General features: G+C 59.9%; 13 protein-coding genes. 6 read left to right on the plus strand and 7 right to left on the minus strand.

Translation table 11 applies throughout. The features are described from left to right. Positions 1–276: 276 nt before the first annotated feature. From ACS5Q8_RS09050 to gcl, 5 genes are all read right to left on the minus strand, one after another. A complete protein-coding gene (locus tag ACS5Q8_RS09050) occupies positions 277–1,281 on the minus strand; it encodes a sulfate ABC transporter substrate-binding protein (protein WP_276197214.1) in 1,005 nt (334 codons plus the stop codon). Positions 1,282–1,376: 95 nt separating this feature from the next. Further along, positions 1,377–2,201 (minus strand): ion transporter, encoded by an 825-nt coding sequence (locus ACS5Q8_RS09055; protein WP_247405189.1) that lies wholly within the window; start codon positions 2,199–2,201, stop codon positions 1,377–1,379. Between the two features lie 203 nt (positions 2,202–2,404). Then, a complete protein-coding gene (locus ACS5Q8_RS09060) occupies positions 2,405–3,295 on the minus strand; it encodes a 2-hydroxy-3-oxopropionate reductase (RefSeq protein ID WP_465160087.1) in 891 nt (296 codons plus the stop codon). Between the two features lie 169 nt (positions 3,296–3,464). Then, complete coding sequence (gene hyi, locus ACS5Q8_RS09065; RefSeq protein WP_426099404.1) at positions 3,465–4,247, minus strand: hydroxypyruvate isomerase; 783 nt, start codon at positions 4,245–4,247, stop codon at positions 3,465–3,467. 10 nt (positions 4,248–4,257) lie between these two features. Then, positions 4,258–6,033, minus strand: a complete 1,776-nt coding sequence (gene gcl, locus ACS5Q8_RS09070; protein ID WP_426099403.1) for a glyoxylate carboligase — start codon at positions 6,031–6,033, stop codon at positions 4,258–4,260. A 266-nt stretch (positions 6,034–6,299) separates the two neighbouring features. On the opposite strand from gcl, the gene ACS5Q8_RS09075 reads away from it, so the two are divergent. Beyond that, a complete protein-coding gene (locus tag ACS5Q8_RS09075) occupies positions 6,300–6,740 on the plus strand; it encodes a GlcG/HbpS family heme-binding protein (protein ID WP_276197218.1) in 441 nt (146 codons plus the stop codon). Positions 6,741–6,875: 135 nt separating this feature from the next. Here ACS5Q8_RS09075 and ACS5Q8_RS09080 read toward each other — a convergent pair whose 3' ends face one another. Next, positions 6,876–7,481: a TetR/AcrR family transcriptional regulator gene (locus ACS5Q8_RS09080; protein WP_276197219.1), complete on the minus strand. Its 606-nt coding sequence runs from the start codon at positions 7,479–7,481 to the stop codon at positions 6,876–6,878. Between the two features lie 134 nt (positions 7,482–7,615). Here ACS5Q8_RS09080 and ACS5Q8_RS09085 point away from each other — a divergent pair, with 134 nt between their 5' ends. The 5 genes from ACS5Q8_RS09085 (at position 7,616) to ACS5Q8_RS09105 (ending at position 11,715) form a co-directional block, all read left to right on the plus strand. Next, positions 7,616–8,530, plus strand: coding sequence for a DUF808 domain-containing protein (locus ACS5Q8_RS09085; RefSeq protein ID WP_276197220.1), 915 nt, complete (start codon positions 7,616–7,618; stop codon positions 8,528–8,530). A 187-nt stretch (positions 8,531–8,717) separates the two neighbouring features. After that, positions 8,718–9,470: a transporter substrate-binding domain-containing protein gene (locus tag ACS5Q8_RS09090; protein WP_276197221.1), complete on the plus strand. Its 753-nt coding sequence runs from the start codon at positions 8,718–8,720 to the stop codon at positions 9,468–9,470. 17 nt (positions 9,471–9,487) lie between these two features. Continuing rightward, the gene (locus ACS5Q8_RS09095; RefSeq protein ID WP_443694735.1) at positions 9,488–10,204 is read left to right on the plus strand and encodes an ABC transporter permease; all 717 of its coding nucleotides are present in this window, start codon (positions 9,488–9,490) and stop codon (positions 10,202–10,204) included. Beyond that, positions 10,201–10,923 (plus strand): ABC transporter permease, encoded by a 723-nt coding sequence (locus ACS5Q8_RS09100; RefSeq protein ID WP_276197223.1) that lies wholly within the window; start codon positions 10,201–10,203, stop codon positions 10,921–10,923. Before ACS5Q8_RS09095 ends, ACS5Q8_RS09100 begins: the two co-directional genes overlap by 4 nt. A gap of 27 nt (positions 10,924–10,950) precedes the next feature. Continuing rightward, positions 10,951–11,715, plus strand: a complete 765-nt coding sequence (locus ACS5Q8_RS09105; RefSeq protein WP_465160088.1) for an amino acid ABC transporter ATP-binding protein — start codon at positions 10,951–10,953, stop codon at positions 11,713–11,715. Positions 11,716–11,749: 34 nt separating this feature from the next. On the opposite strand, the gene ACS5Q8_RS09110 is transcribed toward ACS5Q8_RS09105, so the two are convergent. Beyond that, on the minus strand, positions 11,750–12,955 hold the full coding sequence (locus ACS5Q8_RS09110) for an ISL3 family transposase (RefSeq protein WP_465159091.1): 1,206 nt from the start codon (positions 12,953–12,955) through the stop codon (positions 11,750–11,752). Positions 12,956–12,962: the final 7 nt, after the last annotated feature.

A 12,962-nucleotide genomic window follows, 5' to 3' on the forward strand; every position in this document is an offset into this window, starting at 1 on the left:
AAGACTCGGCGGCGAGTAGGCTGTTGGCGGTGATATCACTCATGCCGTGAAATGATGACTGAAGCCTTGGCGTTGGCTTCGAGCCCCCATGATACATTCAGACACACCTGCCGAAACAGGCCATCCGGCAGCCTGAGGATCACGCTGAACACCAAACAAATGTGGGAGCTGGCTTGCCTGCGATGTGGACCCCCCGGTGTATCAGACACACCAGGGCGACGCTATCGCAGGCAAGCCAGCTCCCACACGTGCTCGCCTTCCTTCAGTGGGCGCGGCTTACTGCCCGCTGTAGATCTGGTCAAACACCCCGCCATCATTGAAGTGGGTTTTCTGCACGGTGCGCCAGTCGCCAAAGGTCTTCTCGACCGACAGGAAGTCGACTTTCGGGAAACGATCGGTGTACTTGGCCAGCACTTTCGGATCACGCGGGCGCAGGTAGTTGCTGGCTGCGATTTCCTGGCCTTCCGGCGACCACAGGTACTTCAGGTAGTCTTCGGCGACTGCACGCGTGCCTTTCTTCTCGACCACTTTGTCCACCACCGTGACCGGCGGCTCGGCTTCGGCGGAGACGCTTGGGTAGATCACTTCGAACTGATCGCGGCCGAATTCGCGGGCAATCATTTCTGCTTCGTTTTCAAAGGTCACCAGCACGTCGCCGATCTGGTTGGTCATGAACGTAGTGGTGGCGGCGCGGCCGCCGGTGTCCAGCACGGGCGCTTGTTTGAACAGCTTGCCGACAAAGGCCTTGGCCTTGTCTTCGTCGCCGCCGTTCTTCAGTACATAGCCCCAGGCCGACAGGTAGGTGTAGCGGCCATTACCCGAGGTTTTCGGGTTGGGCACGATCACTTGCACGCCATCTTTGAGCAGGTCCGGCCAGTCTTTCAGGGCTTTCGGGTTGCCCTTGCGCACGATAAACACGGTGGCCGACGTGAACGGCGCGCTGTTATTCGGTAGGCGGCTGACCCAGTTGTCCGGCACCAGTTTGCCGTTGTCGACCAGGGCGTTGATGTCGGTGGCCATGTTCATGGTGATCACGTCAGCCGGCAGGCCGTCGATCACCGAGCGCGCTTGTTTGCTGGAGCCGCCGAAGGACATCTGCAAGGTCAGCTTGTCGTTCGGGTGCTCGGCTTCCCAGTGTTTCTGGAAGGCGGCGTTGTAGTCCTTGTAGAAATCGCGCATCACGTCGTAGGAGACGTTGAGCAGAGTGGTCGGTGCGGCCTGGACGACGCCGGCCAGTGCGAGGCCTGCAGCCAGGAGAGAGGCGCTAACGAGTTTTTTCACTGCTCATTCCTTGTTGTTCGAGAGTAGAGAGAGGCACTGTGCCAGCGACTATAGCCGGGGGTGCATAGTCGTTTAAAGATTAAAAAGAACTTTGCTTATTCCTGTTTTTTAAACAGCGCGTTGCCACACCGCGAACAAAACGCCGCGTTCGCGTCATGGGTGTTTTTCTTGCACACCGGGCAGTCCGTTTGCAACTGTTCACCGCGCATGGCATTGGCCAGTTCAGCGGTAAAAATCCCGGTAGGCACGGCGATGATCGAGTAACCGGTGATCATCACCAGGGACGAAATCACTTGGCCCAGCGGGGTCTTGGGCACGATGTCGCCAAAGCCCACGGTGGTCAGGGTCACGATCGCCCAGTAGATGCCCTTGGGGATACTGGTAAAGCCGTGCTCCGGCCCTTCGATCACATACATCAAGGTGCCGAACACCGTCACCAGGGTGCAGACGCTGAGCAGGAACACCACGATCTTCTGTTTGCTGCCGCGCAACGCCGACATCAGGTAGTTGGCCTGCTTGAGATACGGCCCGAGTTTCAGCACCCGGAAGATCCGCAGCATGCGGATGATGCGGATGATCAGCAGGTACTGGGCGTCGCTGTAATACAGCGCGAGGATGCCGGGGACGATGGCGAGCAAGTCCACCAAGCCATAGAAACTGAAGGCATAGCGCAACGGCTTGGGCGAGCAGTACAGCCGCAGGCCGTACTCGATGGCGAAGATGACGGTGAAGCCCCACTCGATGTAGGCCAGCACGTTGGCGTAGTTGTCGTGGACTTCCTGAATGCTGTCGAGGATCACCACCACCAGGCTGGCGAGAATGATCAGCAGCAGGGTGCTGTCGAAACGCCGCCCGGCGGGCGTGTCGCTCTGGAACACCATGACGTAGAGACGCTGGTGCCAGTCGTTGTTGCTGTCCATAACTCTCGCCCATGTCGGATATCGGGCAAGCCTAGGGGGATTCGAACGGGCTGTCCACGCAGGCGTTGTGCCGCATTCGGCGGCCGGTGCTGCAGGATAATCTGGCTGAACCCGGGGGGCGCATGATGCGTAAGTCAATGAGCGCAAGTTGTCCTCATCGCAGGCAAGCCAGCTCCCACACTGGCTCGCATTTCACCGCGCGCTTACTGATCGCGAATCGAAAAATTCGCCATATGCTCCAGCCCCTTGATCAGCGCCGAATGGTCCCAATTCCCGCCACCGAGGGCGGTGCAGGTGCTGAACACTTGCTGGGTGCCGGCGGTGTTCGGCAGGTTGATCCCCAGCTCCTTGGCCCCGGCCAGCGCCAGGTTCAAATCCTTCTGGTGCAGATTGATGCGAAAGCCCGGATCGAAGGTGCCCTTGATCATGCGTTCGCCGTGTACTTCAAGGATCTTCGACGCGGCGAAGCCGCCCATCAGCGCTTCACGCACCTTGGCCGGGTCGGCGCCGTTTTTCGCGGCGAACAGCAGCGCTTCGGCCACCGCCTGGATGTTCAGCGCGACGATGATCTGGTTCGCCACTTTCGCCGTCTGGCCGTCGCCGTTGCCGCCGACCAGGGTGATGTTTTTGCCCATGCTCTGGAGCAACGGCAGCGCACGCTCGAAGGTCTGCGGCTCGCCGCCGACCATGATGCTCAAGGTGCCGGCCTTGGCCCCGACTTCACCACCGGACACCGGCGCATCGAGGTACTGCGCGCCGGTCTGGTTGATCCTCGCGGCGAACGCCTTGGTCGCGGTGGGGGAGATCGAACTCATGTCGATCACCACTTTGTTCGGCGACAGACCGGCGGCTACGCCATCGGCGCGGAACAGCACGTCATCGACCTGCGGGGTGTCGGGCACCATGACGATGATGAATTGCGCTTCCTGGGCGACTTGCTGCGGGCTGGCCAGCGCGATGGCGCCGGCCGCGATCAGCGCGTGTGGCGCCTTGCCGTGGTGTTCGGACAGGAACAGTTGGTGACCGGCTTTTTGCAGGTTGGCGGCCATGGGTTGGCCCATGATGCCGGTGCCGATAAATCCGATTTTAGCCATGAAGAAATCCTCTTTTTATTCGATAGAGCGCGGTCTGCCAAACACATGGGGTCCAAATGTGGGAGGGGGCTTGCTCCCGATAACGGTCTTTCATTCAACCTGTGTGTTGACGGATACACCGCTATCGGGAGCAAGCCCCCTTCCACTTTTTGGTTTCGTGTGGTGCCTGTCAGATCGCGTTGTGGGTCTTGAGCCAACCCAAACCCGCTTCGGTGGTGGTCAACGGCTTGTATTCACAGCCAACCCAACCCTGATAACCGATGCGATCCAAATGCTCGAACAGGAACCGATAGTTGATCTCCCCAGTCCCCGGTTCGTTGCGCCCCGGGTTATCCGCCAGTTGGATGTGGTTGATCTCACTCAAGTGCGCGGCCAAGGTCTGGGCCAGATCACCTTCCATGATTTGCATGTGATAGATGTCGTATTGCAGGAACAGATTGTCACTGCCCACCTGCGTGCGAATCGCCAGGGCCTGCGCGGTGTTGTTCAGGTAGAACCCAGGGATGTCGCGGGTGTTGATTGCTTCCATCACCAGCTTGATACCCGCCGCTTGCAGCTTGTCGGCGGCGTATTTGAGGTTGGCGACAAAGGTCTTTTCCACGGCGGCATCGTCCACGCCTTGTGGCCGGATGCCTGCCAGGCAGTTGACCTGAGTGTTGCCCAGCACCTGGGCGTAGGCGATGGCCAGGTCGACCCCGGCGCGGAATTCCTCGACCCGGTCCGGGTGGCACGCCAGGCCCCGTTCACCCTTGGCCCAGTCGCCGGCCGGTAGGTTGAACAACACTTGGGTCAGGCCATTGGCGTCCAACTGCGCCTTGATTTCGGCGGAGTTGAATGCGTAGGGGAACAGGTACTCGACGCCTGCGAAACCGGCATCGGCGGCCGCTTTAAAACGAGCGAGAAAAGCCTGTTCGGTGAACAGCATGGACAGGTTGGCGGCAAAGCGCGGCATAAAGTTCTCCTTAATCGAGCAGGGAAATGGCAGTCGGCGCATCGTTACCGACCAGGGCCAGGTCTTCGAATTCGTTGACGGCGTTGATCTCGGTGCCCATGGAAATATTGGTCACGCGCTCCAGAATAATCTCAACGATCACCGGAACCTTGAATTCTTCGAGCATTTCCTGGGCGCGGCGCAGTGCCGGCTGGATCTGGCCCGGCTCGAACACGCGCAGGGCCTTGCACCCCAGGCCTTCGGCGACCGCGACGTGGTCGACGCCATAGCCGTTGAGTTCCGGGGCGTTGAGGTTGTCGAAAGACAACTGCACGCAGTAGTCCATTTCGAACCCGCGCTGGGCCTGGCGTATTAATCCCAGGTAGGCGTTGTTCACCACCACGTGGATATACGGCAGCTTGAACTGCGCACCCACGGCCAGTTCTTCGATCATGAACTGGAAGTCATAGTCGCCGGACAGCGCCACCACCTTGCGGCTCGGATCGGCCTTGACCACGCCCAGCGCCGCCGGGATGGTCCAGCCCAACGGGCCGGCCTGGCCGCAGTTGATCCAGTGACGTGGCTTGTAGACGTGCAGGAATTGCGCACCGGCAATCTGCGACAGGCCGATGGTGCTGACGTAGCAGGTATCTTTGCCGAACACCTGGTTCATCTCTTCGTACACCCGTTGCGGCTTGACCGGCACGTTGTCGAAGTGCGTCTTGCGCTGCAGGGTGGCCTTGCGCTGTTGGCAGTCATGCAGCCAGGCGCTGCGGTCCTTGAGTTTGCCGGCGGCTTTCCACTCACGGGCGACTTCGATGAACATCGTCAGCGCGGCACCGGCGTCGGAAACGATGCCCAGGTCCGGGGTGAACACGCGGCCGATTTGCGTCGGCTCGATGTCGACGTGGATAAATCGGCGCCCCTCGGTGTACACCTCCACCGAACCGGTGTGGCGGTTGGCCCAGCGGTTGCCGATGCCCAGCACCACGTCCGATTTCAGCAGCGTCGCGTTGCCATAACGGTGGGAGGTTTGCAGGCCGACCATGCCCACCATCTGCGGGTGATCGTCGGGGAGGGTGCCCCAGCCCATCAGGGTCGGGATCACCGGGATGCCGGTCAGCTCGGCGAACTCCACCAGCAAGTCGCTGGCATCGGCATTGATCACGCCGCCACCGCTCACCAGCAGCGGGCGTTCGGCCTGGTCGAGCAGGGCCAGGGCTTTTTCGACCTGGATGCGCGTGGCCAGCGGTTTGGCCAGGGGCAGTGGCTGGTAGGCGTCGATGTCGAATTCGATTTCGGCCATCTGCACGTCGAACGGCAGGTCGATCAGCACCGGGCCAGGGCGGCCGGAGCGCATTTCATAAAAGGCTTTCTGGAACGCATACGGCACCTGGCCGGGTTCGAGGACGGTGGTTGCCCACTTGGTCACCGGCTTGACGATGCTGGTGATGTCCACGGCCTGGAAATCCTCCTTGTGCATCCGCGCCCGGGGGGCCTGGCCGGTGATGCACAGGATCGGAATCGAGTCGGCCGAGGCGCTGTACAGGCCGGTGACCATGTCGGTGCCCGCCGGGCCCGATGTGCCGATGCACACGCCGATATTGCCGGCCTTGGTGCGGGTGTAGCCCTCGGCCATGTGCGAGGCGCCTTCCACATGGCGAGCAAGGACGTGATCGATGCCACCCACCTTCTGCAAGGCCGAATACAGCGGGTTGATCGCGGCGCCCGGGATACCGAAGGCGGTGTCGACCCCTTCGCGACGCATCACCAGAACGGCGGCTTCGATTGCTCTCATTTTGCTCATTATTTTGCAGCCTCTTGCGTTTTATAATTGTATACAAGTTGCGTCTGTGCAAAGTGTATTCATGGCGAGCGGCGTAGGTCAATGCATTTTATTCGGCGGTCTTTGCGTTGGTCTTAGCGTGTTTTAACGGCGATTTCCGACGATATGCAGGCGTATGCGAAAAAAACTGTATACATGATATATAAATATTGTGTTCTATTTGTTGTGTTTTGTGGCTGCTAAAGAAGAGCCAACGGCTTTCCCATAACAAGATAAGGACGGCACCCATGAGCGCTTTAACCTTGAAAGTCGCAGTCAACCTGGCCAGCCAGGCCATCGGCGCAGGCCGTACCATCGCCTCGGCACCGCTGACCATCGCCGTGCTCGACAGCGGTGGTCACCTGATCACCCTGCAACGCGAAGACGGCGCCAGCCTGCTACGCCCGCAAATCGCCATCGGCAAGGCCTGGGGCGCGATTGCCCTGGGCAAAGGCTCGCGCTTGCTCGCGTTGGATGCGCAGCAGCGCCCGGCATTTATTGCGGCGTTGAACAGCCTGGGGCAGGGCAGCGTGGTGCCGGCGCCGGGTGGTGTGTTGATTCGGGGTCAGGATGGGGCGGTGCTGGGGGCGATCGGGATCAGCGGGGATACGTCGGATATTGATGAGCAGTGTGCGATTACGGCGATTGAGGGGGTGGGGTTGTGGGCGGATGCGGGGGTGTCAGCCTGATTATTGGATGATTGCCAGGGCCTCATCGGGAGCAAGCTCCCTCCCACCGTTGACTGTGTTCACACATTTCTATTTGTGAATACCGTCAAATGTGGGAGGGAGCTTGCTCCCGATTGGCACAGGCACCTCGGCATCTCAGTCCGGCGCACAGCCTTTAAGCACCAACCGAATAATCGTCTGCGCCGCCGCCTCGTAATCCGCTTCATCCAGCTTGGCTTTACCCGTCACCGCCGAAATCTGCCAATCAAAATCCGCATACGTCTGGGTCGCCGCCCAGATGCTGAACATCAAGTGATTGGGCTCAATCGCAGCGATCAGCCCGCGATCGACCCAATGCTGGATACAGTCGATATTGTGCTTGGCCTGGGCGTTGAGTTGCTCGACCTGCTCGGCGCTCAGGTGCGGGGCGCCGTGCATGATTTCGCTGGCGAACACTTTGGAGGCGAAGGGTAGGTCGCGGGAGATGCGGATTTTCGAGCGGATGTAGTTGCTCAGTACCACCGCCGGCTCGCCCTCTGGGTTGAACGGTGTGGAGGCCGCCAGGATCGGCTCGATGATGCTCTCGAGTACTTCGCGGTAGAGGTTGTCCTTGGACTTGAAGTAGTAGTAGACGTTGGGCTTGGGCAGCCCGGCCTTGGCGGCGATGTCACTGGTTTTGGTCGCGGCGAAGCCCTTGTCGGCAAACTCCTCGCTCGCCGCCCGCAGGATCTTTTCTTTATTGCGCTCGCGAATGCTGCTCATAAACCAGAGGGTTCCTTGCCATGACAGGCGGTTGCGCATGGTAGCACCGGCCATCCGCGAGCCTCAACAATGTGCCCGCAACGCCCATGGCCGCGTTATGCTCGCGCCATCTCACCCTTATGGAAGCCCGATTCATGGCAGGAAGCAGCTTGTTGGTTTTGATCGACGATATCGCCGCAGTACTCGATGACGTTGCACTGATGACAAAGATGGCCGCCAAGAAAACCGCCGGCGTGCTCGGCGATGACCTGGCGCTCAATGCCCAGCAAGTCTCCGGGGTGCGCGCCGAGCGGGAGATCCCGGTGGTGTGGGCGGTGGCCAAGGGGTCGTTTCTCAACAAGCTGATCCTGGTGCCGACGGCGTTGTTGATCAGTGCGTTTGTGCCCTGGGCGGTGACGCCGTTGTTGATGCTCGGCGGCGCCTACTTGTGTTTCGAGGGCTTTGAGAAGCTCGCTCACACGTTTCTGCACAGCAAAGCCGAAGACCAGGCCGAACACGCCCAGTTGGTCGCCGCCGTGGTGGACCCGGCGACCGATCTGGTGGCGTTCGAAAAGGACAAGATCAAAGGCGCGATCCGCACGGACTTCATCCTCTCGGCCGAAATCATCGCCATCACGCTGGGCACCGTTGCCGATGCGCCGTTGACGCAGCAGGTGATCGTGCTATCGGGCATTGCCATTGTGATGACCATCGGCGTTTACGGCGTGGTGGCCGGCATCGTCAAGCTCGATGACCTGGGCTTGTGGCTGACCCAGAAGCCTGGGCAGATGGCGCGCAGTATCGGTGGCGCGATCTTGCGCGCGGCACCGTACATGATGAAAAGCCTGTCGGTGATCGGTACGGCGGCGATGTTCATGGTCGGCGGCGGCATCCTCACCCACGGCGTGCCGGTGGCGCATCACTGGGTCGAGACGGTCAGCCAGAGCACCGGTGGCCTGGCGTGGTTGATGCCGACCTTGCTCAACGCGGTGGCCGGCATTATTGCCGGGGCGCTGGTGTTAGCACTGGTCACTGTGGCGGGCAAAACCTGGCGGGCCGTGCGCGGTTGATTGGGCATTCAGGGTTTTGCCTACAAAAAACTCAGAAATAGACTGTATGTAAAAAATAGATTATTTGTGCAAGTTGGCGTAGTGTCCGCTTGGTCAGTGACTGAGCCTGCGTCAATTACCCGTGTCCCTTCAGGTTAACCAGGCCTCAGGCACTACCCAGAATAAAAATAATTCGGTAGGTGCCTTCATGAAACACGTCAAACAGACGCTCTATGCCGTAACGATCACCCTCGGGCTGCTGTCGGTGGCCCACGCGCAACCGCTGCGTTTCGCCACGGAGGGCGCTTATCCGCCGTTCAACTACGTGGACTCGAATAACCAACTGCGTGGTTTTGACGTCGATATGGCGAACGCCCTGTGCGCCAGGCTGAGCGTCGAATGCTCGATCGTGGCCCAGGACTGGGAAGGCATTATCCCGGGCCTGCTTGCCAAAAAGTACGACGCAATCATCGCCTCGATGGCCATCACCGAAGAGCGCCAGCAGACCGTCAGCTTCACCCAGCCCTACAACCGCACGCGCATGGTCCTGGCAGTGCCCAGGGGCAGCGACATTCAGGACACGGCACCGGCCACGTTGGCCGGCAAGACGGTCGGCGCTCAATCGTCCTCGACCCAGGGCATCTACAACCAGGATGTCTATGGCGCCAATGGCGCGCGGGTCAAGTTGTATGTCGGGCAGGACGAGGCCAACAGTGACCTGCTCAATGGTCGCCTGGATGCGGTGGTCAACGACAGCGCGCCGATGCAGGAGTGGTTGAAGAGCACCGACCCGCAGTGTTGCCGGGTGCTGGCTATTCCCGGTACGCAAAGCGACGCCGGTATTGCCGTGCGCAAGGCCGATGACGCGTTGCGCGCCAGGCTGAACCAGGCCATCGCGGATGTGATCGCCGACGGTACGTATCGACAGCTCAAGTTGGCCCATGGCCTTGAGGATGATTAAGCGCGGGAGTGTCTTCCATGTTCGAGTCATTGGGGTTGTTGTCGTTGGGCGCGGGCGGTTGGGGCGGCGCGCTGCTGGCGGGCGCTGGGGTCACGATGGCGCTGGCATTGGCGTGTGTGCCGCTGGGGTTGCCATTGGGCTTGTTGGTGGCGTTGTGCAGCAAATCGCCCAGCGCAACGGTGAGGGCGATGGCGGCACTGTTCTCCACCTGTTTTCGTGGTCTGCCGGAGTTGCTGACGTTATTGATCGTGTATTACGGCATCCAGATTGCGCTGCAGAAATTCCAGGCGTATTGGGGCGGTTCGGCCGAGTTTTCCATCAATGCGTTTGTGGCGGCGGTGATCGCGTTCAGCCTGGTGCTGGCGGCCTTTTCCAGCGAGGTGTGGCTGGGTGCGCTGAAGACCGTCGCACGCGGTCAGTATGAAGGCGCCCAGGCACTGGGCTTGAGTCGCAGGCAGACGTTTTTCAAAGTGGTGCTGCCGCAGGTGATGAGCGTTGCCTTGCCGGGGCTGTCGAACAACTGGTTGAGCCTGCTCAAGGACACGGCGTTGGTGTCGACCATTTCCCTGGTGGACTTGATGCGCCAGACCAGCCTGGCGGTGAATGCCACCAAGGAGCCGATGCTGTTTTATCTGGCGGCGTGTTGCCTGTACCTGCTGCTGTCATCGATCTCGGGGTTTTGCATCGCGCAGCTTGAAAAGCACTACGGCCAGGGCCGGGAGCGTGCCTCATGACGGCGGGCGAGCGCTTTGCCGAGTGGCTCGGGCTTGAACTGTTTCAGCGCTATGGGGCGCAGTTGCTTGATGGTTTGTTGCTTACCCTGCAATTGGTGGCGCTATCCAGCAGCGTCGGGATGGTGCTCGGCGTGCTGTTGGCGTTGGGCAGGACTTCGCGCTGGCGCTCGTTGCAGTACGGGTGCAGGGCCTATGTCTACTTTTTCAGGGGCTCTCCACTGCTGGCGCAACTGTTCCTGATTTATTACGGCTTGGGTTCCTTCCACGGTTTCTGGCGCGACCTGGGCCTATGGGGGTGGTTCGGCGACCCATGGTTTTGCGCTTTGCTGGCGTTCACCTTGAATACGGCGGCCTACCAGGCCGAGATCTTTCGCGGCGGATTGCTCTCTGTGCCGCGTGCCCACTATGAAGCCGCGACGGCGTTGGGGTTGAATCGCACCACCACGTTTTTCAAGGTGACCTTGCCGCAGGTGCTCATCGTGACGGTAGGGCCGCTGGGCAATGAACTGATTTTGATCATCAAGGCCAGCGCCATTGTGTCGCTGGTCACCTTGCTGGACTTGATGGGCGTGGCCAAGCTGGCGTTTTCACGCACTTTTGATTTCCAGGTGTATGTGTGGGTGGCGCTGGTTTACCTGCTGGTGGTCGAGTGTGTCCGGCGTGGGGTGAACCGTCTTGATCGTCGACTTACCCAGCATCTGCGGCCAACTGACGAATGATAGGAGAGGGCACACATGGGGTCATCAATGCAGTTAAAGCGGTTGATCTGTCCACCTGCGCCGGTGGTGATTGACGTCGAAGGGCTGAGCAAATGGTATGGCCCGTATCAGGTGTTGCACGGCATCGACCTGCGGGTGGTGCAGGGCGAACGAATTGTGCTGTGCGGTACCTCGGGCTCCGGCAAGTCCACGTTGATCCGTTGCCTCAATCGTCTGGAACCTGCGCAGCAGGGCCGAATCCAGGTGCTGGGAGCCGACGTGAGCGCATCGCCGACACACTGCCGGGCGGCCTTGCGTGAGGTCGGCATGGTGTTTCAGGGCTTCAACCTGTTTCCTCACCTGACCGTCTTGCAAAACTGCGTGCTGGCGCCGATGTCCGTGCGCGGCATGCCCCGCGACAGCGCACAGGAGCAGGCCATGGCGCTGCTGAAAAAAGTCGGGATTGATCAACACTGGAAAAAATACCCGTCGCAACTGTCGGGCGGCCAACAGCAACGGGTCGCGATTGCCAGGGCATTGTGCATGGCCCCAAAAATCATGCTGTTCGATGAGCCGACGTCAGCGCTGGACCCGGAGGCTGTCGGCGAGGTGCTGGACGTGATGGTCATGCTCGCCGAAAGCGGCATGACCCTGCTCTGCGTCACTCACGAAATGGGCTTTGCCCGGCAAGTGGCCGGGCGTGTGCTGTTTCTCGATGGCGGGCGGATTATCGAAGACCAGCCGCCGGAGGCGTTTTTCACTGCGCCGCGAACGCCACGCGCCCAAGCATTTCTGGCGCAGGTGCTGGGGTAGGCGTCAGGTATCGAGCAGGCAAAAAAAAGGTTCTTCACGGATTACCGGGAAAGACGCTCTTGATCTTCATGAAAAAGAATTCGCTATCCCGGTAACCATACGCCATACGCTTGATCACCTTTATTCGATTGTTTATTCCTTCCAACTGACCGGTGTGCATTGGCCAGCGAACCCGACTGACGATGCCTCGCCAGTAACCCTTTAGTCTTTTGGCAAACTGCATCAGGGCAGGTATCTCGCTTTCATGGGCGTGACGCAGCCATTGGTTCCAAGCTGATCTCCAGTCCCAGGCGGTGCTCGGCGTCCAGAGCGTTTTGAGTTCAGCCTTCATTAAATAGACCGTCATCAGCGACTGGTTGGCCGCCAGCAGATCCTGCAAATGAACCTGTTGCTCTGGGTTTTTCAGGTTCTCAGGATTGCGCAGCAGTAACCATCGCGCCTGCTTGATGACTTTGCGTGCAGGCCTGTCATGGCGCAGTCGATTGGCTTCGTCGACACGAACCCGGTCAATTACCTCTCGACCATATTTGGCCACCACATGAAAGAGGTCGTAGACCACTCGCGCTTTGGGGCAGTGGTGACGAACCTCCAGATCAAAAGCGGTGTTCATGTCCATCGCCACCGCTTCGATTAGCGCGCAGCCCTCGGGCCCCAGCTCTTCAAAAAAGGGTCTAACCGCCGCCCGACTACGGCCTTCGCCGATCCACAGCACCCGTCGCGTATCCGCATCCAGGACAACGGTGGCATAACGATGACCTTTGAAGAGTGCGAACTCGTCCATGACCAAGCGTCGCGGTTTCGCCTTTGGCAAAACGCTTAATGCTGCTTGCAGGGCTCGACGCTCCAGTAAACGAACGGTCTCCCAATGCAGGCCAAACATCTGCGCCACGTGCAGCGTTGGAAGGCGCTCGCACGCTTGAATGACGGCATCTGCCAGGCGCCGGGTCATGCGGGCATAGCGATCCAGCCAACTAACCGCCTCCATGCGCTTGCCACAATCGCGGCAACCAACGCGCCGGAGCAAAACGCTCAAGCGCACCGCATGGCCGAGAATAGGCAAGTCACGAATGATGCGCTCGCAATACTCATGAGTGGTTGAGCAGAGCTTTTGACAGCCGCCACAACATGGGAACCGGGTGGCATGGGGGATCAGGTCGATCTGAAGGGCATCGCCGTCAGGCTTGATGTTGACGACAGAAAAGCCCTCCCAAAAGGGAAGGAAAGTATTAATATCTCGCATAAGAACG

The sequence above is a fragment of the Pseudomonas sp. PAMC25584 genome (genome assembly GCF_058135675.1).